We start from the raw sequence: 21,945 nt of genomic DNA, 5'->3' as shown, positions 1-21,945 counted from the left end.
AACCACCTGGCCGAACGGCCGACTGGCGGGCGCCGCGCGGCGGCGCGACACTGGCTTCGACGGCCGGATCGACCGCGTTACGCCTTCGACAGCGCCTTCAGCGCGAGCTTGATGCCTTCGGACACTCCGGTGCCGGCCGGCACGTTCTTGATCGCGGCCAGGCCTTCCTTCTCGGAGTAGCCGAGCGCCAGCAGCGCGTTGAGGATGTCGGTCGCATGGTCGGACGGCGACGCGGCGCCGGCGAGCGCGCCGAGATCGGCGCCGAGCTTGCCCTTCAGTTCGAGCAGCAGGCGCTCGGCCGTCTTCTTGCCGATGCCGGGCAGCCGCGTGAGGCGGGCGGCGTCCTGCATCGTCACGGCCTGAGCGAGCTCCTGCACGCTCATGCCGGACAGCACGGCGAGCGCCATGCGCGCGCCGATGCCGGTGATCTTCAGCAGTTCGCGGAAGGTCGTGCGCTCCTGCGGCGTCAGGAAGCCGTACAGCAGGTGCGCGTCCTCGCGGACGATCTGCTGCGTGAGCAGCACGATGCGCTCGCCCGTTTGCGGCAGATTGTAGAAGGTGCTCATCGGCACGTCGATTTCGTAGCCGACGCCGTTGCAGTCGACGAGCAGATGAGGCGGGTTCTTTTCGAGCAGGATGCCGGCGATGCGACCGATCATGGAGGACGGGATGCGAGGAAGAAAGCGCGAGTGTAGCGCACGCGCGGCGCAATGCCGATGGGCGCGGCCGTCAGGCCGAAGCGGCGCGTGTCGCGGGCGTGTCGGGCGTGGGTAGAACGGTCGAGCCGGCCAACGCAGCCAAAGCGGCCGACGCAGTCGAGCCGACGTACGTGCCGCGGCGCGCGGCCGGCGTCAGCCGACGAGCCTGCCGCGCCGCACGCGCAGCCCTTTCTGCGCGAGCGCCGGTGCGAGGCCGCCGAGCGTGCTGAGCGTGTCGCCGCCGTGCGCGTGGCAGATCGCCATGCCGAGCGCGTCGGCGGCGTCGGAGCCCGGCTGGCCGGACAGGTTGAGCAGCCGCGTGACCATTTCCTGCATCTGCGTCTTGGTTGCGCGGCCGTAGCCGACCACGGCCTGCTTGAGCTGCAGCGCCGTGTATTCGGCGACCGGCAGCCCGCCCGCGACGAGCCCGCAGATCGCGGCGCCGCGCGCCTGGCCGAGCAGCAGCGTCGACTGCGGGTTCACGTTGACGAACACCTTTTCGATCGCGGCCTGATCGGGCGCGTGTTCGCGCACGATCGTCGAGACGCCTTGAAAGATCGTGCCGAGCCGGGTGGCCAGGTCGGCCGTCGGCGTGCGGATCACGCCGCTCGTGACATAGGCGAGCCGGTGGCCGCTGACGTCGATGACGCCGAAGCCGGTGACGCGCAGGCCGGGGTCGATGCCGAGAATTCGCATGAGTGAGGAGAATGGCGTGATGCAGCGATACTACAACGAATGGTGCGGCAAGCCGGTCGCCCGGTCGTGCGCGACGGCGCCGCGCAATAAAAAACCCGGCGGGAGTGAGGCCGCCGGGTTCTCGTGCAGCGGCCGCGCGGGCCGCATGCCGCGATCAGTGACGGAAGTGGCGCACGCCCGTCAGGACCATCGCGATGCCGTGCTCGTCGGCCGCCGCGATCACTTCGTCGTCGCGCATCGAGCCGCCCGGCTGGATCACGCAGGTCGCGCCGGCCGCCACGACGACGTCGAGGCCGTCACGGAACGGGAAGAACGCATCCGACGCGACCGCCGAACCGGCGAGCGTCAGGCCCGCGTTCTGCGCCTTGATGCTTGCGATGCGCGCGGAATCGACGCGGCTCATCTGGCCGGCGCCGACGCCGAGCGTCATGCCGTTGCCGCAGAACACGATCGCGTTCGACTTCACGTACTTCGCGACGCGCCAGGCGAACAGCAGGTCGTCCATTTCCTTCGCGGTCGGCTGGCGCTTCGTGACGACGCGCAGCTCGCTCGGTTGCACGTTGCGCGAATCGAGCGACTGCACGAGCAGGCCGCCGCCGACGCGCTTCAGGTCGAATGCGTTATGGCCGTCGCCGAGTGCGATCTCGAGCAGGCGCACGTTCTGCTTCGCGGCGAACACCTGCTTCGCGGCGTCCGTGAACGACGGAGCGATCAGCACTTCGACGAACTGCTTCGCGACGGCTTGCGCGGCCGCTTCGTCGACTTCGCGGTTGAACGCGATGATGCCGCCGAACGCGGAGGTCGGGTCGGTCTGGAACGCCTTCGCATACGCGTCGGCCGAGTCGTTGCCGACGGCGACGCCGCACGGGTTCGCATGCTTGATGATCACGCAGGCCGGCGCGTCGAACGTCTTCACGCATTCCCACGCCGCGTCCGAATCCGCGATGTTGTTGTACGACAGTTCCTTGCCCTGCAGCTGACGGTAGTTCGCCAGCGCGCCGGCCGGCGTCGCGAGGTCGCGGTAGAACGCCGCGCTCTGGTGCGGGTTCTCGCCGTAGCGCAGGTCCTGCACCTTGTCGAACGCCATGTTGAGCGTGGCCGGGTACGCGCTGCGCGATGCGTGCTGCAGCTCGTCGGTCAGGCTCGTCAGGTAGTTCGTGATCGCGCCGTCGTATTGCGCGGTGTGCGCGAATACCTTCGTCGCGAGGCGGAAGTTGGTCGGGTAGCCGATGGTGTTGCCGTTCGCCTTCATTTCATCGAGTACGACCGCGTAGTCGGCCGGGTCGACGACGACCGTCACGTCGCGGTGGTTCTTCGCGGCCGAGCGCAGCATCGTCGGGCCGCCGATGTCGATGTTCTCGATCGCGTCGGCGAGCGTGCAGTCGTCCTTCGCGATCGTCGCGACGAACGGATACAGGTTCACGACCAGCAGGTCGATCGTCGGGATGCCGTGCTGCTCCAGCGCCTGCATGTGCTCGGGCAGGTCGCGGCGGGCGAGGATGCCGCCGTGCACCTTCGGGTGCAGCGTCTTCACGCGCCCATCGAGCATTTCCGGGAAGCCGGTGTAGTCGGCCACTTCGGTCACGGGCAGGCCGGCGTCGGCGAGGAGTTTCGCGGTGCCGCCCGTCGACAGCAGCTTGACGCCGAGGTCGGACAGCGACTTCGCGAAGTCGACGATGCCGGTCTTGTCGGAAACGGAAATGAGCGCTTGCTTGATCATGATGGAACCACCAATAGCCAGGGAAACGGGGACGGGACGGCCGCCTACAGCAGGCCGTGCTGCTGCAGCTTCTTGCGCAGCGTATTGCGATTGATGCCGAGGTACTCGGCGGCGAGCGACTGGTTGCCGCCGGCCTGTACGAGCACGACCTCGAGCATCGGCTTTTCGACGCAGGACATCACCATTTCATAGACGTCGTGCGGATTGGAGCCGTCTAGATCCCGGAAATACACGTCCAGGCTCTCGCGGACACATTGTTCGATGTTGTGCTTGCTCATGCTGCTAACTGGTTATGGTCGTCCGACTCGCCCTGGCTGTTTTCCGCATCGTCATCGACGTAGACGAGGTGGTCCGACAGCGCCTTTTGCGCCTCGAAGAATGCATTGACGGCGGCGAGCTGCTCGCGGGTGGAATCGAGCGTGTTCATTCGGTGCCGGAATCCGTTGGCACCGGAAAGGCCGCGAGTGTACCAGCCGATGTGCTTGCGCGCAGTACGGACGCCGGTGAATTCGCCATAGAAAGCGTAGTGGTCTTCCAGGTGTTCGTTCATCACGTGCTGGATCTCGTCGATCCGCGGCGGGGGCAGCAGTTCGCCGGTTTGCAGGAAATGATCGATTTCGCGGAACAGCCACGGCCGGCCTTGCGCGGCGCGACCGATCATCAGCGCGTCGGCGCCGGTTGCATCGAGCACGGCCTTCGCCTTGGCGGGCGACGTGATGTCGCCGTTCGCGACGACCGGAATGCGTACGGCCGCCTTCACGGCCGCGATGGTGTCGTACTCGGCGTCGCCGCGGTACAGGTCGGCGCGCGTGCGGCCGTGCACGGTGAGCATCGAAATGCCGGCCGCTTCGGCCAGGCGTGCGACCGTGATCGCGTTCTTGTGCTCGCGGTCCCAGCCGGTGCGGATCTTCAGCGTGACGGGCACCGCGTCGGGCCCGGTGCCGACCGCCGCGACGACGGCCTCGACGATCCGCTGCACGAGCGGCTCGTTCTGCAGCAGCGCGGAGCCGGCCGCGACGTTACAGACCTTCTTCGCCGGGCAGCCCATGTTGATGTCGATGATCTGCGCGCCGTTGTCGACGTTGTAGCGGGCCGCTTCGGCCATCATCGCCGGATCGGCGCCGGCGATCTGCACCGCGATCGGCTCGACTTCGCCTTCGTGGTTCGCGCGCCGCATCGTCTTCGCGCTTTTCCACAGCTGCGCGTTGGACGCGACCATCTCGGACACGGCGTAACCGGCCCCCAGCCGTTTGCACAGCTGGCGGAACGGACGATCCGTCACCCCGGCCATCGGGGCGACGAACAGGTTGTTACGCAATACGTGAGGGCCGATAACGGGCATCGCAATGGCGCCGCCCGCGACGCGCGCGGGCAGGGGGAGGGAAGACGGAAAACGGGCATTTTACCGTATTCCCATGCCCCGCCGATTTGACCCGGTTTGCCTGGTTTGCCCGAACGGGCTATGCGGTGCGGCCGTGCGTCAGTTGCGCTGGCCGAACATCATCTGGCGCGCGATCGCCTTCTTGAGCGGCGGCACGAATTCGAGCGCGGTGAGCGCCGCGCCGCGCAGCAGCGGAAGCGGGCCCGTGTCGATCGTAAACAGCCGCGCCAGCGTGTCGGTCGCGCCGATCGTGAAGCGCCGGTCGAGCGCGCGGCGTGCGTTGAAGGTCGCGAGCGCGGTTGCTTCGAAGCCTTGCGCGGACAGCGTGTCGACGAGCGTGTGCGCATCGCGCAGCCCGAGGTTGAGCCCCTGGCCCGCCACCGGGTGCAGCGTCTGCGCGGCATTGCCGACGATCGCGACGCGGCCGCTGACGAGCGTCTGCGCGGCGCTCAGGCCGAGCGGGAACGATGCGCGCCCGGCGATCGCGACGAACGCGCCCATGCGTTCGCCGAACACGCCGCCGAGCTCGCGCAGGAACGCGTCGTCGGGTAGCGCGGCGCGTCGCGCGGCTTCGTCGGGCGTGCAGCACCACACGAGCGAGTAGTCGGCCTGACGCGGCCCGCCGAGCGGCAGCAGCGCGAGCGGGCCTTCGTGCGTGAAGCGTTCCCACGCGACGTTCGGGCGCGGCGCCGAAACCGTGACCGTGCCGACGAGCGCGGTCTGCCCGTAGTCGCGGCGATGCTTGCCTGCATCGGCGGGCTGTTCGTGGAACAGCCCGCCTTCGGCGTTGATGACGATGCGCGCGCGCAGCGGGCGCTCGCCTTGCGGGCCGTCGAGCGTCAGCGTGACGCCGTCGGCGTCCTGCTGCGGCGCGCGTGCGGTGGTCGACGTCAGCCAGTCGACGCGCGTGCCGCGCACGGCGCCCGCGAGCGCCTGCACGATCGAGCCGTAGCGCACCACGTAGCCGAGCGCGGCGAGCGCGTGTTCGTCGCGGTCGATCAGCGTACGGCCGAAATGGCCGCGCTGCGATACGTGGATATGTTCGATCGGCGTGGCGTCGGCGGGCCACGCGAGCGTGTCGAGCAGCACGCGGCTGCCGTGCGACACGGCGATCGCGCGTGGGTCGTTCGCGCTCGCGGCCGGTTCGCGCGCATCGATCAGTGCGATCGATGCATGCTGTGTCGCGCTGCGGCGCGCGAGCCAGCCGGCGAGCGCGAGCCCGACGGGGCCCGCGCCGACGATGGCGAGGTCGTAATCCGGCGTGGCCGGGGAGGAAGCGGTCGTCATCTTGATTCGTGAAACGGGGGTAACGGTCGGCGGCCGGTCATGCGTCCGCGCGCATCAGCGCCTCGATCTCGTCGGCCGCGACCGGCACGCCGCGCGTGATCAGTTCGCAGCCGTGCTCGCGCACGATCGCGTCGTCCTCGATGCGGATGCCGATGTTCCAGTACTCGGGCGGCACGTCGTCGGCCGCGCGCACGTACAGGCCCGGCTCGACGGTCAGCGCCATGCCGGGCTTCAGCGTGCGCCACGGCAGCGCGCCGTTCGCGTCGCGCGCGGCGAGCCGTTCGCGGTAGTCGCCGCAGTCGTGCACGTCCATGCCGAGCCAGTGGCCCGTGCGGTGCATGTAGAAGCGCGTGTATGCGCGCTCGGCGATCACGTCGTCGACGTTCGAGAAGCGCGTTTTCGGGATGATGCCGGTGTCGAGCAGCCCCTGTGCGAGCACGCGCACCGCCGCGTCGTGCGGCGCCTCGAACGGCACGCCCGCGCGCGTCGCGTCGATCGCGGCCTGCTGCGCGGCGAGCACGATGTCGTACAGCGTGCGCTGCGCGGGCGAGAAGCGGCCGTTGGCCGGGAACGTGCGCGTGATGTCCGACGCATAGCCGTCGAGTTCGCACGCGGCGTCGATCAGGATCAGGTCGCCGTCCCGCGCGGCCGCGTTGCCGGCCGGGTAGTGCAGCACGCACGCATTCGCGCCGGCCGCGACGATCGACCCGTACGCGGGCGCTTGCGCGCCGTGCTTGCGGAACAGGTACAGCAGCTCGGCCTCGAGCTCGTATTCGCGGATGCCGGGGCGGCACACCTGCATCGCGCGGCGGTGCGCGAGCGCCGAGATGTGCGCGGCGCGCGTCATGATCGCGAGTTCGTGTTCGTCCTTCACGAGCCGCATGTCGTCGAGCAGCGGCGTGAGGTCGAGCAGCGCGTCCGGCGCAGCGACGCCCGTGCGTGCCTGCGCGCGCACCGCGTCGATCCAGCCGGCGAGCTGGCGCTCGAACTCGGCCGATGCGCCGAACCGGTAGTGCACGGTGCCCGCATCGGCGAGCAGGCGCGGCATTTCGGTGTCGATCACGTCGGTCGCGAACGCCGCATCGAAGCCGAACGCGTCGCGCGCGGCGTCGGGACCGTAGTGAAAGCCTTCCCAGATCTCGCGGTCGACGTTCTTGGCGCGGCAGAACAGGATCGATTCCGGCGCGCCGTGCGGCGCGGCCGCGTTCAGCACGAGCACGGCATCCGGCTCGGTGAAGCCCGTCAGGTAATGGAAGTAGCTGTCGAACCGGTACGGGTAGGCCGTATCGCGGTTGCGCAGCATTTCCGGCGCGGTGGGGACGATGGCGACGCCGCCGCCCGCGGCACGCAGTGCGGCAAGCACGCGTTCACGGCGCTGGCGGTAGACGTCGACGGCGATGGCGGTATCGAGGGGCGCATTCATCGTTCGATTGTAGCGCCGCCGGACGCCGCGCGTCAGGGCGGCGGCTGGAAGGCCCGCCCGACGGGGCTTGGCGGCGGCTGTTGCAAACCTTCCACAGGCCGGACGGGCGATTTTCTGCCCGGCCGCGCGGGCCGGTTATGATCGACGACAACGTATACTCTCGGCGGTTCCCTTAAAAAGGCAGATGATGAAATTAATCGGTTCGCTCAGCAGCCCGTACGTCCGCAAGGCGCGGATCGTGCTTGCTGAAAAGAAGATCGACTACAAGCTGGAGCTCGAGAACGTGTGGGCGCCGGACACGAGCATTCATGCGTCGAATCCGCTCGGCAAGGTCCCGTGCCTCGTGATGGAGGATGGTGCCGCGGTGTTCGATTCCCGCGTGATCTGCGAATACGTCGATACGCTGTCGCCGGTCGGCAAGCTGATTCCGCCGTCGGGCCGCGAGCGCGTCGAAGTGCGCTGCTGGGAAGCACTGGGCGACGGCGTGCTCGACGCCGCTGTCGCGATTCGTCTCGAACACACGATGCGCGACGAAGCGCAGCGCAGCGCGAGCTGGATCGCGCGCCAGCAACGCAAGATCGACGACGCGCTCGTCGCGATGTCGCAGGGCCTCGGCGGCAAGACGTGGTGCGTCGGCAATCATTACACGCTCGCCGACATCGCACTCGGCTGCGCGCTCGGCTATCTCGACTTCCGGATGCCCGAGCTCGACTGGCGCGATCGCCACCCGAACCTCGACAAGCATTTCGTGAAGCTGCAGCAACGACCGTCGTTCGTCGATACGCTGCCGCAGAACTGAGCCGCGGCCCGGCCGTCACGCATTCGGCAGACGAAAGAAAAGCGCCCCGCGGGGCGCTTTTCTTTTTGCGGCGCAGGCCGCCCGCCGCCGGAGCGGGCTGACCGCTTGCGTCACTCGATCGATGCGTACACGGCTTCGCCGAGCGTGAACGAATCGCTGCGCGCGATCGGCCACCACTTGTCGTACAGCGAGAAGCCGCAGGTGTGGCCGTCGAGCAGCGCACCGGGTTTCAGGTATTTCAGCAGTTGCGACATCAGGCGCACCTCGTGCGGCGCGACCCGCTGCACGATGTGATGCGCGCGCAGCTCGGACGGATGCGCGAGGCCGGCCGCCTGCACGAGTTCCTGCAGCGCATGCAGCGTATTGCGGTGGAAGTTGTAGACGCGCTCGGCCTTGTCGGGCACGACGAGCGCGCGCTGACGCACCGGGTCCTGCGTCGCGACGCCGGTCGGGCAGCGGTCGGTGTGGCAGTGCTGCGCCTGGATGCAGCCGACCGCGAACATGAAGCCGCGCGCCGAGTTCACCCAGTCCGCGCCGATCGCGAGCGTGCGCGCGATGTCGAACGCGGTGATGATCTTGCCGCTTGCGCCGAGCTTCACGCGGTCGCGCACGCCGATCCCGACGAGCGTGTTGTGCACGAGCAGCAGCCCTTCCTGCAGCGGCACGCCGACGTGGTCGGTGAATTCGAGCGGCGCCGCGCCGGTGCCGCCTTCCGCGCCGTCGACGACGATGAAGTCGGGCACGATGCCCGTCTCGAGCATCGCTTTCGCGATCCCGAAGAATTCCCACGGATGGCCGATGCACAGCTTGAAACCGGTCGGCTTGCCGCCGGACAGCGTGCGCAGCCGCTCGACGAATTCGAGCAGCCCGCGCGGCGTCGAGAATTCCGAGTGCGTCGCGGGCGAGATGCAGTCCTTGCCCATCGGCACGCCGCGCGTCTCGGCGATTTCCGGCGTGATCTTCGCGGCCGGCAGTACGCCGCCGTGGCCGGGCTTCGCGCCCTGCGACAGCTTCACCTCGATCATCTTGACCTGCGGATCGGCGGCCTGCTTCGCGAACTTGTCGGGGTTGAACGTGCCGTCGTCGTTGCGGCAGCCGAAGTAGCCGGACGCGATTTCCCAGATGATGTCGCCGCCGTTCTCGCGGTGGTACTTCGACAGCGAGCCTTCGCCGGTATCGTGCGCGAAGCCGCCTTTCTTCGCGCCGAGGTTCAGCGAGCGGATCGCGTTCGCGGACAGCGAGCCGAAGCTCATCGCCGAGATGTTGAAGATCGAAATGTCGTACGGTTGCGCGCGATTCGCGCCGACGCGGATGCGGAAATCGTGGTTCGGCAGTTTCGTCGGCGCGAGCGAATGGCTGATCCATTCGTGCGCGACGGCCTTCACGTTCAGCTCGGTGCCGTACGGACGGTTGTCGGCGACGTTCTTCGCACGCTGGTAGACGAGGCTGCGCTGCGCGCGCGAGAACGGTTTTTCGTCGGTGTCGTCCTCGACGAAGTACTGGCGGATTTCAGGTCGGATGAATTCGAACAGGAAGCGGAAGTGCCCCCAGAGCGGGTAGTTCCGCAGGATCGCGTGGCGGTCCTGGTTCAGGTCGTACAGGCCGAGCGCGACGAGGGCGATGGGGATGGCGATCCACAGCCAGGAGAGGAGGTGGACCGACGCGAGCGCGGCCGCCGCGACGAGCAGCAGCACGGCGCACCACATCGCGAGGTAGCGTCTTGAAAGCATGGGGGGCTCCGTAAGCATTCTGAGGTGCCGCCATGCGTACGCTGCGAAGGCGGCGCGCCGGCCGCGGCGGAATCGTGTTCCGCCGGGCGCGGCGTGCCGCAAGTCTAAACCGAATGGATATCAGCGTGCTTCGGCGAGCGCCGGCGCCTGGCCCGCCGCCGCAGCCTGCCCGGGCTGGCCGGTGGCCGCGGATTCGATGATGCCGCCGCCCAGGCAGATCTCGCCGTCGTACAGCACGGCCGACTGGCCGGGCGTGACCGCCCACTGCGCGTCGTCGAACGCGAGCGAGAAGCGCGCTTCGCCTGCCGGGCCGGCGGCCGCGGCACCTATCGCGGCCCCGCCGAACGCGGCCCGGCCGAACGCGGCCCGGCCGAACGTGCACGCCGCATCGGCCTGCCGGTAGCGCGTCTTCGCGCCGCACGCGAAGCCGTCCGCCGGCGGCTCGCCGGCGACCCAGCTCACGTTGCCGGCGACGAGCTCGCGCGACAGCAGCCACGGATGGTCGTGGCCCTGCACGACGTACAGCGTGTTCGACGCGATGTCCTTCGCGGCGACGAACCACGGTTCGCCGCTGCCGCTCTTGCTGCCGCCGAGGCCGATGCCCTTGCGCTGGCCGAACGTGTAGAACGCGAGGCCGATGTGCTCGCCGACCACCTTGCCGTCGGGCGTCTTCATCGGGCCGGGTTTCGTCGGAAGATAGCGGTTCAGGAAATCGCGGAACGGCCGCTCGCCGATGAAGCAGATGCCGGTCGAATCCTTCTTCTTCGCATTCGGCAGCCCGATCTGCGCGGCGATCTCGCGCACCTTCGTCTTCGGGATCTCGCCGAGCGGGAACATCGTCTTCGACAGTTGCGCCTGGTTCAGCCGGTGCAGGAAGTACGACTGGTCTTTCGTATGATCGAAGGCCTTCAGCAGTTCGAAACGCCCGTCGCGCTCGCGCACGCGCGCATAGTGGCCGGTCGCGATCATTTCCGCGTCGAGCGACATCGCGTGGTCGAGGAACGCCTTGAACTTGATCTCGGCGTTGCACAGCACGTCGGGGTTCGGCGTGCGGCCGGCCGAGTATTCGCGCAGGAACTCGGCGAACACGCGGTCCTTGTATTCCGCCGCGAAGTTGACGGCTTCCACGTCGATGCCGATCAGGTCGGCCACCGACACGACGTCGATCCAGTCCTGGCGCGTCGAGCAGTATTCGCCGTCGTCGTCGTCTTCCCAGTTCTTCATGAACAGGCCGACCACGTCGTAGCCCTGTTCCTTCAGCAGCCATGCGGTCACCGACGAATCGACGCCGCCCGACATGCCCACCACTACACGACGCTTGTTCATTTGCTGACCGCCTGACGTTCGAATGCCTCGGGGCGCGGAGCGACCGAGTGCGTGTGCACGAAATCGAGCGGAATGCGCCGCCCGGAGAGGTAGTCGTCGACACAGCGCATCACCGCGGGCGAACGATGGCGCTCGCTGCATGCGCGCAGCTCGTCGGCCGTCATCCACAGCGTACGGACGATGCCGTCGTCGAGCGCATGGCCCGCGACCGGTTCGCCGGCCGTGCCGCAGAACGTGAAGCGCAGGTAGGTCGCGCCGGCGCTGCCGGGGCGATCGTAATGCGCGAGATAGACGCCGACGAGCGCGTCGGGCGTGAACGGGTGCGCGGTTTCCTCGAGCGTTTCGCGGATCACGGCGTCGGCGAGCGTCTCGCCGGCTTCGAGATGACCGGCCGGCTGGTTGATGCGCAGGCCCGTCGAGGTTTCTTCCTCGATCACGAGAAAGCGGCCGGCGCGCTCGACGAGCGCGGCGACCGTCACATGCGGGGTCCAGATTTCGGGTTTCATGGTTCGGCATTTTACCGGTTGCGCCCGAACGCTGCCGGTCGTTCCCCGCCGGCCGCCCGTTAGACGAATCCGACCCCGCAGATCGTCCACCCCGCCGACGCGTGACGGCAGCGGCCAGACTCATGTCGCATTCGAGCACGGTCGTGCGGAAAGTGCTGGCGGGGCCATCGCTTTCGGTTAAAGTGCAGCGTGAACGCCGTTGCTCGTGAGCCGGTAAGTCAGCCTGTCCGGCTCGTTGTGCAGTAAAGATCGCAAGAAAAGAAATACTGACAATGACTGGAGGAACTGACGATGCATATTGGAGTGCCTGCTGAAACGCGGGCCAACGAGGCGCGCGTGGCCGCGACGCCGGAAACCGTGAAGAAATACGCGGCGGCCGGCCATCGGGTCAGTATCGCGAAAGGGGCCGGCAGCGCCGCCAGCTATCCCGACGAAGCCTATGTGGCCGCCGGCGCCGAATTGACCGACCAGTCGGCCGCTTTGGGTGCCGATCTCGTGCTGAAGGTCCAGGCGCCCACCGACGCCGAACTGCCGTTGCTCAAGCGCGGCGCCGTGCTGGTCGGCATGCTCGAGCCGTTCAACGGCGAGCAGGCGGCGCAACTCGCCGCGGCCGGCGTGACCGGTTTCGCGCTCGAGGCCGCGCCGCGCACGACGCGCGCGCAGAGTCTCGACGTGCTGTCGTCGCAGGCGAACATCGCCGGCTACAAGGCCGTGCTGGTGGCCGCGTCGCTGTATCCGCGGTTCATGCCGATGCTGATGACGGCCGCGGGCACCGTGAAGGCGGCGCGCGTGCTGATTCTCGGCGCGGGCGTCGCGGGCCTGCAGGCGATCGCGACCGCGAAGCGGCTGGGCGCGGTGATCGAGGCGTCCGACGTGCGGCCGGCCGTGAAGGAGCAGATCGAGTCGCTCGGCGCGAAATTCCTCGACGTCCCGTTCGAAACCGACGAAGAGCGCGAAGCCGCGCAAGGTGTCGGCGGCTATGCGCGCCCGATGCCGCCGTCGTGGCTCGGCCGCCAGGCCGCGCTCGTGCACGAGCGCGCGAAGCAGGCCGACATCGTGATCACCACCGCATTGATTCCCGGCCGTCCGGCGCCGACATTGATCTCGGTCGAAACGGCGCAGTCGATGAAGCCCGGCTCGGTGCTCGTCGATCTCGCGGCCGGCCGCGGCCCGGACATCGACGGTCGCAAGGGCGGCAACTGTCCGCTGACCGTCGCCGACCAGGTGATCGTGCACAACGGCGTGACGATCGCCGGCTACACGAACCTGGCATCGATGGTCGCGTCGGACGCGTCGGCGCTGTATGCGCGCAACCTGCTCGACTTCCTGAAGCTGATCGTCACGAAGGAAGGCGCGCTGAACATCGACCTGACCGACGACATCGTCGCCGCGACGCTGCTGTGCCGCGACGGCGAACTCACGCGCAAGTAACGGAGGAGACCATGGAAGTCATCAATCACACGGTGATCAACGTGATCATCTTCGTGCTGGCGGTGTACGTCGGCTACCACGTCGTCTGGAACGTCACGCCGGCGCTGCATACGCCGCTGATGGCCGTGACCAACGCGATCTCGGCGATCGTGATCGTCGGCGCGATGCTCGCGGCGGCGCTCACCGTCGGTGCGACCGGCAAGTTGTTCGGCACGCTCGCGGTCGCGCTCGCGGCCGTCAACGTGTTCGGCGGCTTTCTCGTGACGAGGCGAATGCTCGAGATGTTCCGCAAGAAGGAGCCCAAGCGTATCGAGGGCGGCAAGGAGGGCGCGCGATGAGCATGAACGTCGTTACGCTGCTGTACCTCGTCGCGTCGGTGTGCTTCATCCAGGCGCTGAAGGGGCTGTCGAACCCGAAAAGCGCGCGGCGCGGCAACCTGTTCGGGATGGTCGGGATGGCCATCGCGATCCTCACGACCATCGCGCTGATCGTCAAGCAGGCCGCGTGGCTCGGCGCGAACCTGCCGCTCGGCCTCGCGCTCGTGCTCGGCGCGCTGATCGTCGGCGGGGGCGTCGGGGCATTCGTCGCCGCGCGTGTCGAGATGACGAAGATGCCGGAACTCGTCGCGGCGATGCACTCGCTGATCGGTCTCGCGGCCGTGTGCATCGCGTATGCGGTCGTGTCGGAGCCGGAAGCGTTCGGGCTCGTGCCGCAGGATGCGGTGTCGTCGAGCTTCATCCCGTACGGCAACCGCGTCGAGCTGTTCATCGGCACGTTCGTCGGCGCGATCACGTTCTCCGGTTCGGTGATCGCGTTCGGCAAGCTGTCGGGCAAGTACAAGTTCCGGCTGTTCCAGGGCGCGCCGGTCGTGTACGCGGGCCAGCACCTGATCAACCTGATGCTCGCGATCGCGATGCTCGGCTTCGGCATCCTGTTCTTCATCACGCAGGCGTGGCTGCCGTTCATCATCATGACGGCGATCGCGTTCGTGCTCGGCGTGCTGATCATCATCCCGATCGGCGGCGCGGACATGCCGGTGGTCGTGTCGATGCTGAACTCGTACTCGGGGTGGGCCGCGGCCGGCATCGGCTTCTCGCTGAACAACGCGATGCTGATCATCGCCGGTTCGCTGGTCGGCTCGTCGGGCGCGATCCTGTCGTACATCATGTGCCACGCGATGAACCGTTCGTTCTTCAACGTGATCCTCGGCGGGTTCGGCGGCGAAGCGTCGGCCGGCGGTGCGACGGGCGCGCAGGAGCAGCGGCCGGTGAAGTCGGGTTCGGCCGACGATGCGTCGTTCATGCTCGGCAACGCGGAAACGGTCGTGATCGTGCCGGGCTACGGGCTTGCCGTCGCCCGCGCGCAGCACGCGCTGAAGGAATTGACCGACAAGCTGATCGAGAAGGGCATCGACGTGAAGTACGCGATCCACCCGGTTGCCGGGCGGATGCCGGGCCACATGAACGTGCTGCTCGCGGAGGCGGAAGTGCCGTACGAGATCGTGCACGAGATGGAGGACATCAACGGCGAATTCGGCCAGGTGGACGTGGTGCTCGTACTCGGCGCGAACGACGTGGTGAACCCGGCCGCGAAGACCGATCCGAAATCGCCGATCGCGGGGATGCCGATCATCGAGGCGTACAAGGCGCGCACGGTGATCGTCAACAAGCGCTCGATGGCGGCCGGCTACGCGGGCCTCGACAACGACCTGTTCTACATGGACAAGACGATGATGGTGTTCGGCGATGCGAAGAAGGTCATCGAGGACATGGTGAAGGCCGTCGAGTAACGCAGGCGCCGGCATGCGGCGCCCGTATCGATACGCGGGCGCGGTGCCCCGGACAGGCCCGACCGGCGCAAGCCGGCCGGGCTTTTTTCATGGTGCGACGAGACGTGCGACGCAGGCGGCGATCGTGTCGCGCACGCGCACGATCGCCGGGTCGCGCTGCGTGCTCGTGCGCCAGCCGATTTCGACCGGATAGCGCGGCAGGTCGACCGGGCACGCGAGCGCACGCAGCGAGGTCGATTGCGCGATCGCATGCGCCGCATGCGCGGGGATCGTCGCGACCGCGTCGGAGCCGGCGAGCAGGTACGGCAGCGCGGCGAAATGCGTGGTCGACGCCGCGACGCGCCGCTTGTGTCCGAGCGCGGCCAGCGCCTCGTCGACGATCCCGATCACGCCGCCCGACGACACGAGCAGGTGGTCGCGCCGCAGGAATTCGGCGAGCGTCAGCGTGCGCGGCGACCGCGCGCGGCCGGCCGGATCGATCAGGCACGCATAGCCGCCCGTGGCGACCGCGCGCCGGCTGAGCCCGTTCGCCGAGAACCCGCCCGACGCGATCGCGACGTCGACGCCGTGCCGCAGCAGCGCGTCGCCGGCGATGCCGCTGTGCGTCTGCCGGAAGATCAGCCGGATGCCGGCCGCTTCGCGCGCGACCGCATCGATCAGCGCGCGCCCGAGCGCGATCTCGAAATCGTCGGACAGCCCGATCGAGATCGTGCGGCCGACGCGATCGCCGCCGTCGGCCGCGATCGCGAGGCTTTCGCGGCAGCGGTCGAGGGCATCGGACAGGATCGGCTTCAGTTCGTCGGCACGCGGCGTCGGCGCGAGCCCGCGGCCGGTGCGCACGAACAGCGGATCGGCATAGATCACGCGCAGCCGCCCGAGCGCCGCGCTGACCGCCGACTGCGTGAGGTCGAGCCGCAGCGCCGCGCGGCTCGCGCCGCCTTCCTCGTACAGCGCCTCGAACACTTTCAGCAGGTTCAGGTCGAGGCCGACGATATCATCTGTATTCATGTCAGTTATCGTTGTATCGATTTGATCGATGAAATGATATCGACAAAGATGGCGTCATCCCATTCACCGCATTTACCGGAGACGCCTAAATGTCCACCTCAGTCATCGCCGCGCTGCAGATCGGCGCATCGCCCGCCGGCACGCGCGCCACGCTCGACACGATCCTCGGCTACGAAACCGCGATCCGCGACAGCGGCGCGTCGCTGGTCGTGCTGCCCGAGGCCGTGCTCGGCGGCTATCCGAAAGGCGAGATCTTCGGCACGCGGCTCGGCTACCGGCTGCCTGAAGGGCGCGACGCGTATGCGCGCTACACCGCGCAGGCGATCGACGTACTGGGGCCGGAAACCGACGAGCTGGCCGCGCTGTCGCAGCGCACGGGCGCGAGCCTCGTGGTCGGCGTGATCGAGCGCGGCGGCAGCACGCTGTACTGCACGGCGCTGTTCTTCGATCCGCGCGACGGGCTCGTCGCCAAGCACCGCAAGCTGATGCCGACCGGCACCGAGCGGCTGATCTGGGGGCAGGGCGACGGCTCGACGCTGCCGGTGGTCGACACGGCCGCCGGCCGCGCGGGCGCCGCCATCTGCTGGGAGAACCACATGCCGCTGCTGCGCTGCGCGATGTACGCGAAAGGCGTGCAGATCTGGTGCGCGCCGACCGTCGACGAGCGCGACGTGTGGCAGAGCTCGATGCGGCACATCGCGCACGAGGGGCGCTGCTTCGTCGTGAGCGCGTGCCAGGTGCAGCCGTCGCCGCGCGCGCTCGGCATCGACGTGCCGGGCTGGGACCCCGAGCGGCCGCTGATCCGCGGCGGCAGCGTGATCGTCGGGCCGCTCGGCGACCTGCTGACGGAGCCGCTGATCGGCGAGGCCGGGCTCGTGACCGCGCGCATCGACACCGACGAGCTCGTGAAGGCGCGCTACGACTTCGACGTCGTCGGCCACTACGCGCGTGCGGACGTGTTTTCGCTGCACGTCGACGAGCGGCCGAAGCGGCCGGTGGTGTTCGGCGGGTAACGCAGGCAGGGCCGGGCGCCACCTGGCGCCCGGAACATGAAGGGCGGCGGCGTACGCCCGCCGCCTTGCCGCGTCAGCGCATCGGCGCTTCCGCGATTCGCATGTAGTCGGCGATCCGCCGGCCTTCCATGTCCGGAAACTGCTCGTGCACGGTGATGTCGCCCATCCGCGCGATGTCGAAGGTGCGGAAATCGTCGCGCAGCTCGCACCACGCGCCGATCGTCCAGCGCCCGCCCCAGTAGACGAGCCCGAGCGGCCATACGCGGCGCTGCGAATGCGCGCCGAGCCGGTCGCGATAGTCGAAGCTGACGATGTGGCGCGTGTCGATCGCCTGGTGGATCGCGTCGACCTTCGCGCAAAACGTCTCGTCGATGTGGAACGACGGCGCGAACACGGGCAGGCGGTCGAGCGCCGTGCGCTTGTCGGCCGGCATCGCCGACGCGATCTTCGCGAGCGCCGAGCGCACGCCGCTCGCGAAGCGCGCACCGCCCCAGGTCTCGAGCATGCGCGCGCCGGTGGCGAGCGCCGACAGCTCCTCGGCCGTGAACGTGAGCGGCGGCAGGCTCGCGTTGCGGTTCAGCCGGTAGCCGATGCCGGCTTCGCCTTCGATCGGCACCCCGGACAGTTGCAGGTCGCGCACGTCGCGATAGACCGTGCGCGGCGACACCGACAGCCAGTCGGCCAGCTGCTGCGCGGTCGTGAGCCGACGCCCGCGCAGCAGCTCGGCGATCTGGAACAGGCGGTCGGCACGACGGGTCATGACAGCACCTCGATTCCTCTGGCGACGGGGACTTCGCGATGATAGCGCCGCGCCGGCCCGCTGACCGCTGCGCTCAGTGGCATTTCGGCGCGTGCAGGCCGACGCGGTTGCCTTCCGTGTCGATCAGATAGCCGACGTAGCCGTAGTTGTTCGGCAGCTCGACGACCGAGCCCTGCACGACACCGCCCGCGCGCTTCGCGCGTTCGAGCGCCGCGACGACCGATTCGCCGGCGTTCAGGTAGACGAGCACGCCGTTCGCGCTCGGCTTGATCTGCTGCGGATCGAATACGATGCTGCCGCCCGTGCTCGACGCGTCGCGGTCGAACGTCGCCATCGGTACGCCGCCGATGACCGCGCGCTGCAACGTGGTTTGCAGCACGGTTTCGTAGAAGCGGATCGCGCGGTCGAAATCGAGGGACGGAATGTCGAACCACGCGATCGCGCGCTCCGGGGTGGCAGTGGCGGTTGCTGACGTCATGACGAGCTCCTTGTTGTTCGGTTCTTGATGGAAACCAGCCTTGCATTGCGCCGGGATTGCAGTGTGGCGGGGGGCTGCTGACAGCGTGCTGTCAGTAGTCATGGCGGCGCTGACAAAAGGCGGCTGCGGTGGCGTCCGGTCGGGCGGGACCGCGCCGCGCGGATGCGAGGCGAGGGGGCGTGCAGGACGGCGGCGTAAAGAAAAACGCCCGGCGGGTGCCGGGCGTCGTCTGGGTGTCAGCAGGCGGCCGCAGCGGCCGGTTCGCGTGTCAGGCGTCGCCTTCCGGCGCGGCCGGGCGTGCCTTCACGCTGCCGGCGATCAGGTCGAAGCGGAACAGCCGGCATTCGAGCGCGCCGTTGAACAGCGGCGTCTTGGCCGATTCGCGCAGCCGCAACTGGCCCGGCAGCGAACGATCGGACGTCAGCAGGAACGCCTGCCAGCCCGTGAAGCGCTGCTTCAGCGCATCGCCGAGCGCGTTGAAGAACTCGCTGTCCGGCGCGTCGGTGTGCGTGCGGCGGAATGCGTCGTCGTTGCCGCGGTTGCGGCCGGTTTCGCGCACCTCGCCGCGCGCGCTGCGCCCGCGCACTTCGATCCGCTCGCCGTACGGCGGGTTCGCGAGGAGGATGCCCGGCCCGTCGCACGGCGGCGTCATCCCGCGCGCGTCGACCTGCTTGAGCCACACCGACGGCACGCCGGCGCGCTCGAGGTTCGCGCGCGCCTTCTCGAGCATGTCGCCGGAAATGTCGCTGCCGTACACGCCGAGCGCTTCGCCGCGCTTGGTCCGCGCCGCGCGCTTCGCGTCCAGCGCCGGGACCTTCAGCCCCTGCCACGCGGTGATGTCGTACTGCTTGAGCTTTTCGAAGCCGAACCGGCGTTCGACGCCGGGCGCCACGCCGAGCGCGATCTGCGCGGCTTCCGCGAGGAACGTGCCGCTGCCGCACATCGGGTCGTACAGCGCGGTGCCGGGCGTCCAGCCCGTCAGGCGCAGGATGCCGGCCGCGAGGTTCTCGCGCAGCGGCGCCGCACCCTTGTCGAGACGCCAGCCGCGCTTGAACAGCGGCTCGCCCGACGTGTCGAGGTACAGCGTGCACGCGTTGACGGTCAGGAACGCGAACACGCGCACGTCCGGCGCACCGGTGTCGATGCTCGGGCGCGAGCCGGTTTTCTCGCGCATCCGGTCGCAGATCGCATCCTTCACGCGCAGCGTCGTGAATTCGAGGCTTTTCAGCGGCGACTTGATCGCGGTGATGTCGATGCGCAGCGTCTGCGTCGACGCGAACCAGCGTTCCCACGGCTGCTCGAGCGCGAGCGCGTAGACGTCCTGCTCGTTGCGGTACGGGCCGTGCGCGATCTTCAGCAGGATCCGGCTCGCGATCCGCGAATGGAGGTTCGCGGCCATGCCGGCGGCCCAGCCGCCGCTGAAATGGACGCCGCCCGGCACCTGCGCGCCCGCGGTGAACGGCGCGCCGTTCAGGTGGCGGCCGGCGATTTCGGCCAGCTCGGCGGCAAGCGCCGCTTCGAGGCCGCGCGGGCAGGGGGCGAAGAATTCGAACAGGGTGGGCGAGGACATAAGGCGGGTGAGAACGTGCAAAAGTCCACTATTGTACGCGGCGCGGCGACCGGGGCCGGCGTTTCGGCGCGGCGCCGCCGGCGCGACGGCCGCTCGCGCGTGCCGGGCGGGCGGCGAGGGGCGGCCGGGCAGCCGCCGCCGCGCCGCCGCGGCTCAGTGCGCGCCCGGCTGGCCGGCGCGCGCGGCGGGGTTGGCCGCCGGCCAGAACAGCGCGAGCGGATTCGACAGCACCGTGCGGACGATCGCCGCGACGAGCGCGCGCACCTTGGTCGGGCGCAGGCTGCGTGAGCGCACGGCCATCGTGAACGCGAGCGCGAAGCTCACGAGCACGTTGAGGATCGCCATGCTGAGGACGCCCGCGCCGGCCCACCACAGCTCGGGCGTGCCGAGCGCACCCTTGCCCAGCACGCCGAGCGCGACCCCGATCGAGCCGGCCGACAGCGTCACGTGCCGCACTTCGAACGGGAACATGAACACGGTGACGATCGCCGGGACGAGGCCGAGCATCAGGCCGAGACCGACGTTCGCGACCACGCCCGCGACGTTCGACCGGCAGAAGTGCGCGAGCTTCGCGGCGCCGGCCGCGCCGAGCGTCAGGCGCAGCCGGCGGTTGTACGTGAGCGCGTCGCCGACCCGGTGCAGCACGAACCAGTTGTCGGCCCAGCCCGCGAGCAGGCTCGACGCCCACAGCAGCACGCCCGTGAGCGCCGCATAGAACGGCGTCGGGCCCAGCAGCGAGAACGAGTGCAGCGTCGCGTGCGCCTTCTCCGGCGAGATCAGGTTCGCGTGCAGCACGTTGCTCGCGAACAGCTGCACGAGCAGGCACACCGGCAGCACGACGAGCACGTTGCCGGAAATCGCGGCCGCCTGCGTGCGGATCAGCGCGATCACCGATCCGACGAACGCCTTCACGCCTTCGTCGTGGCCCGTGTCGTCGAGCTCGCGCGCGAGCGTCGGCGCGGTCATCGCCGGCTGCTTGGTCGCGAGCGTGAAGTGCAGGAAGTGCATCAGCATGAAGCTGGCCGCGTAGTTGATGCCTGCGAGCAACCCTTCGAGCATCGACTGCAGGTGCGCGCCCGTGATCGCGAACTTCACGCACACGGTCGCGACGGTGACGAGGCCGCCGCCCGCGGCCATCCGCAGCATCTTCAGATACTCGGCGCGGCCGCGCGAGATGTAGTGCTCGCCGGTGTCCGCGTTGGTCTCGACGAGCTTGCGCGCGAACAGCGAGAAGTTGCTGCGCACCAGGTGCGCGACGCTCTGGCTGCTCTGGTTCGCATCGACGAGTTCGGCCGTCAGGTGCGCCATGCCGCGCAGGTCGTCGCGCGCCATCCACGCGTTGAGCAGCATTTCCGCGCGCAGGATGCGCATGCGCATCCGCTCGACCTGGAACACGATGTCGACCGACACGCCGTTGCGGTACAGGTGCGCGAACACCTCGTCGACGGCGATCCGGCATTCGTCGAGCAGCACGCGCAGGTAATTCACCTCGTGCAGCAGCTTGCTCGGGTCGCCGCCGTCCTCGACGGCCGCATGCGCGGTTTCGACCGCGAGCATCGCGCGCGTGAGGCGGTAGAACGGCTGCGATTCGAGCGGCTGGCGTTCCAGCGGCTGGCGCGCGTCGTCGTCGGACAGCCGGCTGCGCACCGTCTGCGACAGGCCGGTCGAGCTGATCTGGCAGGTCAGGTTGTGCAGCGCGGCCAGCAGGTCGCGCGAGAACGAGCCGGGCTCGTGGCGCTCTTCGTCGGTGACGTCGAACGAGATCAGCTCGGCGACGCGCGCGAGCAGATCGTCGGGCAGCGCGTCGATCCATTTCGCGTCCTCGGGCGTCGGGAACATCAGCGTGAACAGCGCCGACAGCTCGCGGCGGTTCGGCGCGGGCGGGATCAGCGACGAGTCGATCCGCTCGAACAGCGCGCCGAAGAAACCCGAATGCACGGGCATGCCCGCATCGCACAGCAGCGAGATGCCGTCGCACTCGCGCAGGATGCCGCGCAGGATGCGCGCCGCGTGCGCTTTCCACGCGGGGTTGCGATCGAGCACGTGAAACAGGTAGCGCAGCCGCGCATGGGCCGGATATGCGCGCGTGTCGGCGTCGCGCTCGGCCGGCGCGTCCAGCACCGTGCCGTTGCGGCGCAGCCAGTGCGCGAGCTCGATCAGCCATTCGCTGCGCTCGGCGTACGACGCGCCGGCGTCGGCGTGCGCGAGCAGCGCATCGAGCTGGTGGCCGGCATTGCGCGACGCGCGCCACTTCTTGATCAGGGTCGTCAGGGAACGAAACATAAACGGAATAGCGAAAGCCCGGGATGGGCGGGTTCGGGATGCCGGCC

The 21,945-nt window shown here is 68.8% G+C and carries 20 protein-coding genes; 5 read left to right on the top strand and 15 right to left on the bottom strand.

What is annotated here, in order from left to right:
- Window positions 1-77: 77 nt before the first annotated feature.
- From ruvA to A9Z05_RS02420, 7 genes are all read right to left on the bottom strand, one after another.
- Complete coding sequence (gene ruvA, locus A9Z05_RS02450) at window positions 78-659, bottom strand: Holliday junction branch migration protein RuvA (protein WP_031402135.1); 582 nt, start codon at window positions 657-659, stop codon at window positions 78-80.
- 192 nt (window positions 660-851) lie between these two features.
- Window positions 852-1,394: a crossover junction endodeoxyribonuclease RuvC gene (gene ruvC, locus A9Z05_RS02445; protein WP_069616742.1), complete on the bottom strand. Its 543-nt coding sequence runs from the start codon at window positions 1,392-1,394 to the stop codon at window positions 852-854.
- A 154-nt stretch (window positions 1,395-1,548) separates the two neighbouring features.
- Entirely contained in the window at window positions 1,549-3,114 is a 1,566-nt protein-coding gene (purH, locus tag A9Z05_RS02440) for a bifunctional phosphoribosylaminoimidazolecarboxamide formyltransferase/IMP cyclohydrolase (RefSeq protein WP_050013802.1), read from the bottom strand.
- Between the two features lie 44 nt (window positions 3,115-3,158).
- Window positions 3,159-3,392 (bottom strand): Fis family transcriptional regulator, encoded by a 234-nt coding sequence (locus tag A9Z05_RS02435; protein WP_006476892.1) that lies wholly within the window; start codon window positions 3,390-3,392, stop codon window positions 3,159-3,161.
- Entirely contained in the window at window positions 3,389-4,456 is a 1,068-nt protein-coding gene (gene dusB / locus A9Z05_RS02430; protein WP_069616741.1) for a tRNA dihydrouridine synthase DusB, read from the bottom strand. The genes A9Z05_RS02435 and dusB overlap by 4 nt, the downstream gene beginning before the upstream one ends.
- Window positions 4,457-4,594: 138 nt before the next feature.
- Window positions 4,595-5,782 carry a UbiH/UbiF/VisC/COQ6 family ubiquinone biosynthesis hydroxylase gene (locus A9Z05_RS02425; protein ID WP_069616740.1) on the bottom strand — a complete coding sequence of 396 codons (1,188 nt, stop codon included), beginning with the start codon at window positions 5,780-5,782 and terminating at the stop codon, window positions 4,595-4,597.
- A gap of 37 nt (window positions 5,783-5,819) precedes the next feature.
- Entirely contained in the window at window positions 5,820-7,205 is a 1,386-nt protein-coding gene (locus A9Z05_RS02420; protein ID WP_069616739.1) for an aminopeptidase P N-terminal domain-containing protein, read from the bottom strand.
- Between the two features lie 187 nt (window positions 7,206-7,392).
- Here A9Z05_RS02420 and A9Z05_RS02415 point away from each other — a divergent pair, with 187 nt between their 5' ends.
- Window positions 7,393-8,004 carry a glutathione S-transferase family protein gene (locus A9Z05_RS02415; protein WP_069616840.1) on the top strand — a complete coding sequence of 204 codons (612 nt, stop codon included), beginning with the start codon at window positions 7,393-7,395 and terminating at the stop codon, window positions 8,002-8,004.
- Between the two features lie 110 nt (window positions 8,005-8,114).
- On the opposite strand, the gene A9Z05_RS02410 is transcribed toward A9Z05_RS02415, so the two are convergent.
- The 3 genes from A9Z05_RS02410 to A9Z05_RS02400 all read right to left on the bottom strand — a co-directional run bounded on the left by A9Z05_RS02410 (window position 8,115) and on the right by A9Z05_RS02400 (window position 11,566).
- The gene (locus A9Z05_RS02410; protein WP_069616738.1) at window positions 8,115-9,734 is read right to left on the bottom strand and encodes an FMN-binding glutamate synthase family protein; all 1,620 of its coding nucleotides are present in this window, start codon (window positions 9,732-9,734) and stop codon (window positions 8,115-8,117) included.
- 120 nt (window positions 9,735-9,854) lie between these two features.
- Complete coding sequence (gene mnmA, locus A9Z05_RS02405; protein ID WP_069616737.1) at window positions 9,855-11,060, bottom strand: tRNA 2-thiouridine(34) synthase MnmA; 1,206 nt, start codon at window positions 11,058-11,060, stop codon at window positions 9,855-9,857.
- The gene (locus A9Z05_RS02400) at window positions 11,057-11,566 is read right to left on the bottom strand and encodes an NUDIX hydrolase (RefSeq protein ID WP_069616736.1); all 510 of its coding nucleotides are present in this window, start codon (window positions 11,564-11,566) and stop codon (window positions 11,057-11,059) included. Before A9Z05_RS02400 ends, mnmA begins: the two co-directional genes overlap by 4 nt.
- A gap of 291 nt (window positions 11,567-11,857) precedes the next feature.
- Between A9Z05_RS02400 and A9Z05_RS02395 the strand changes: the two genes are divergently transcribed.
- The 3 genes from A9Z05_RS02395 to A9Z05_RS02385 are packed head-to-tail and all read left to right on the top strand — an operon-like array spanning window position 11,858 to window position 14,786.
- Complete coding sequence (locus A9Z05_RS02395; protein WP_069616735.1) at window positions 11,858-12,997, top strand: Re/Si-specific NAD(P)(+) transhydrogenase subunit alpha; 1,140 nt, start codon at window positions 11,858-11,860, stop codon at window positions 12,995-12,997.
- Window positions 12,998-13,008: 11 nt separating this feature from the next.
- On the top strand, window positions 13,009-13,335 hold the full coding sequence (locus tag A9Z05_RS02390; RefSeq protein ID WP_069616734.1) for an NAD(P) transhydrogenase subunit alpha: 327 nt from the start codon (window positions 13,009-13,011) through the stop codon (window positions 13,333-13,335).
- Window positions 13,332-14,786 carry an NAD(P)(+) transhydrogenase (Re/Si-specific) subunit beta gene (locus A9Z05_RS02385; protein WP_069616733.1) on the top strand — a complete coding sequence of 485 codons (1,455 nt, stop codon included), beginning with the start codon at window positions 13,332-13,334 and terminating at the stop codon, window positions 14,784-14,786. The genes A9Z05_RS02390 and A9Z05_RS02385 overlap by 4 nt, the downstream gene beginning before the upstream one ends.
- Before the next feature lie 87 nt (window positions 14,787-14,873).
- On the opposite strand, the gene A9Z05_RS02380 is transcribed toward A9Z05_RS02385, so the two are convergent.
- Window positions 14,874-15,794, bottom strand: coding sequence for a LysR family transcriptional regulator (locus A9Z05_RS02380; protein ID WP_069616732.1), 921 nt, complete (start codon window positions 15,792-15,794; stop codon window positions 14,874-14,876).
- A gap of 89 nt (window positions 15,795-15,883) precedes the next feature.
- On the opposite strand from A9Z05_RS02380, the gene A9Z05_RS02375 reads away from it, so the two are divergent.
- Window positions 15,884-16,807 carry a carbon-nitrogen hydrolase family protein gene (locus A9Z05_RS02375; protein ID WP_069616731.1) on the top strand — a complete coding sequence of 308 codons (924 nt, stop codon included), beginning with the start codon at window positions 15,884-15,886 and terminating at the stop codon, window positions 16,805-16,807.
- Window positions 16,808-16,880: 73 nt separating this feature from the next.
- Here the strand turns inward: A9Z05_RS02375 and A9Z05_RS02370 are convergent, their stop codons facing one another.
- The 4 genes from A9Z05_RS02370 to A9Z05_RS02355 form a co-directional block, all read right to left on the bottom strand.
- Entirely contained in the window at window positions 16,881-17,567 is a 687-nt protein-coding gene (locus A9Z05_RS02370; protein ID WP_069616730.1) for a YafY family protein, read from the bottom strand.
- Window positions 17,568-17,640: 73 nt separating this feature from the next.
- Window positions 17,641-18,045, bottom strand: a complete 405-nt coding sequence (locus A9Z05_RS02365) for a VOC family protein (protein ID WP_006476880.1) — start codon at window positions 18,043-18,045, stop codon at window positions 17,641-17,643.
- Between the two features lie 268 nt (window positions 18,046-18,313).
- Window positions 18,314-19,615 (bottom strand): class I SAM-dependent RNA methyltransferase, encoded by a 1,302-nt coding sequence (locus A9Z05_RS02360; protein WP_069616729.1) that lies wholly within the window; start codon window positions 19,613-19,615, stop codon window positions 18,314-18,316.
- A gap of 153 nt (window positions 19,616-19,768) precedes the next feature.
- Window positions 19,769-21,898 carry a site-specific recombinase gene (locus A9Z05_RS02355; RefSeq protein ID WP_069616728.1) on the bottom strand — a complete coding sequence of 710 codons (2,130 nt, stop codon included), beginning with the start codon at window positions 21,896-21,898 and terminating at the stop codon, window positions 19,769-19,771.
- Window positions 21,899-21,945: the final 47 nt, after the last annotated feature.

The sequence above is a fragment of the Burkholderia sp. A2 genome (assembly GCF_001729305.1).
In the GTDB taxonomy this organism is placed as follows: domain Bacteria; phylum Pseudomonadota; class Gammaproteobacteria; order Burkholderiales; family Burkholderiaceae; genus Burkholderia; species Burkholderia sola.
This window is presented reverse-complemented; position numbering and strand designations above follow the sequence as displayed.

Bases quoted from the DNA above. Each gene is read 5' to 3' on its own strand.
- A9Z05_RS02375 (WP_069616731.1), top strand. From the start codon at position 15,884: ATGTCCACCTCAGTCATCGCCGCGCTGCAGATCGGCGCATCGCCCGCC.
- A9Z05_RS02435 (WP_006476892.1), bottom strand. From the start codon at position 3,392: ATGAGCAAGCACAACATCGAACAATGTGTCCGCGAGAGCCTGGACGTG.
- A9Z05_RS02370 (WP_069616730.1), bottom strand. From the start codon at position 17,567: ATGACCCGTCGTGCCGACCGCCTGTTCCAGATCGCCGAGCTGCTGCGC.
- A9Z05_RS02395 (WP_069616735.1), top strand. From the start codon at position 11,858: ATGCATATTGGAGTGCCTGCTGAAACGCGGGCCAACGAGGCGCGCGTG.
- dusB (WP_069616741.1), bottom strand. From the start codon at position 4,456: ATGCCCGTTATCGGCCCTCACGTATTGCGTAACAACCTGTTCGTCGCC.
- A9Z05_RS02415 (WP_069616840.1), top strand. From the start codon at position 7,393: ATGAAATTAATCGGTTCGCTCAGCAGCCCGTACGTCCGCAAGGCGCGG.
- A9Z05_RS02360 (WP_069616729.1), bottom strand. From the start codon at position 19,615: ATGTCCTCGCCCACCCTGTTCGAATTCTTCGCCCCCTGCCCGCGCGGC.
- A9Z05_RS02380 (WP_069616732.1), bottom strand. From the start codon at position 15,794: ATGAATACAGATGATATCGTCGGCCTCGACCTGAACCTGCTGAAAGTG.
- mnmA (WP_069616737.1), bottom strand. From the start codon at position 11,060: ATGAACAAGCGTCGTGTAGTGGTGGGCATGTCGGGCGGCGTCGATTCG.
- purH (WP_050013802.1), bottom strand. From the start codon at position 3,114: ATGATCAAGCAAGCGCTCATTTCCGTTTCCGACAAGACCGGCATCGTC.
- A9Z05_RS02365 (WP_006476880.1), bottom strand. From the start codon at position 18,045: ATGACGTCAGCAACCGCCACTGCCACCCCGGAGCGCGCGATCGCGTGG.
- A9Z05_RS02355 (WP_069616728.1), bottom strand. From the start codon at position 21,898: ATGTTTCGTTCCCTGACGACCCTGATCAAGAAGTGGCGCGCGTCGCGC.
- A9Z05_RS02390 (WP_069616734.1), top strand. From the start codon at position 13,009: ATGGAAGTCATCAATCACACGGTGATCAACGTGATCATCTTCGTGCTG.
- ruvC (WP_069616742.1), bottom strand. From the start codon at position 1,394: ATGCGAATTCTCGGCATCGACCCCGGCCTGCGCGTCACCGGCTTCGGC.
- A9Z05_RS02385 (WP_069616733.1), top strand. From the start codon at position 13,332: ATGAGCATGAACGTCGTTACGCTGCTGTACCTCGTCGCGTCGGTGTGC.
- A9Z05_RS02400 (WP_069616736.1), bottom strand. From the start codon at position 11,566: ATGAAACCCGAAATCTGGACCCCGCATGTGACGGTCGCCGCGCTCGTC.
- ruvA (WP_031402135.1), bottom strand. From the start codon at position 659: ATGATCGGTCGCATCGCCGGCATCCTGCTCGAAAAGAACCCGCCTCAT.
- A9Z05_RS02420 (WP_069616739.1), bottom strand. From the start codon at position 7,205: ATGAATGCGCCCCTCGATACCGCCATCGCCGTCGACGTCTACCGCCAG.
- A9Z05_RS02425 (WP_069616740.1), bottom strand. From the start codon at position 5,782: ATGACGACCGCTTCCTCCCCGGCCACGCCGGATTACGACCTCGCCATC.
- A9Z05_RS02410 (WP_069616738.1), bottom strand. From the start codon at position 9,734: ATGCTTTCAAGACGCTACCTCGCGATGTGGTGCGCCGTGCTGCTGCTC.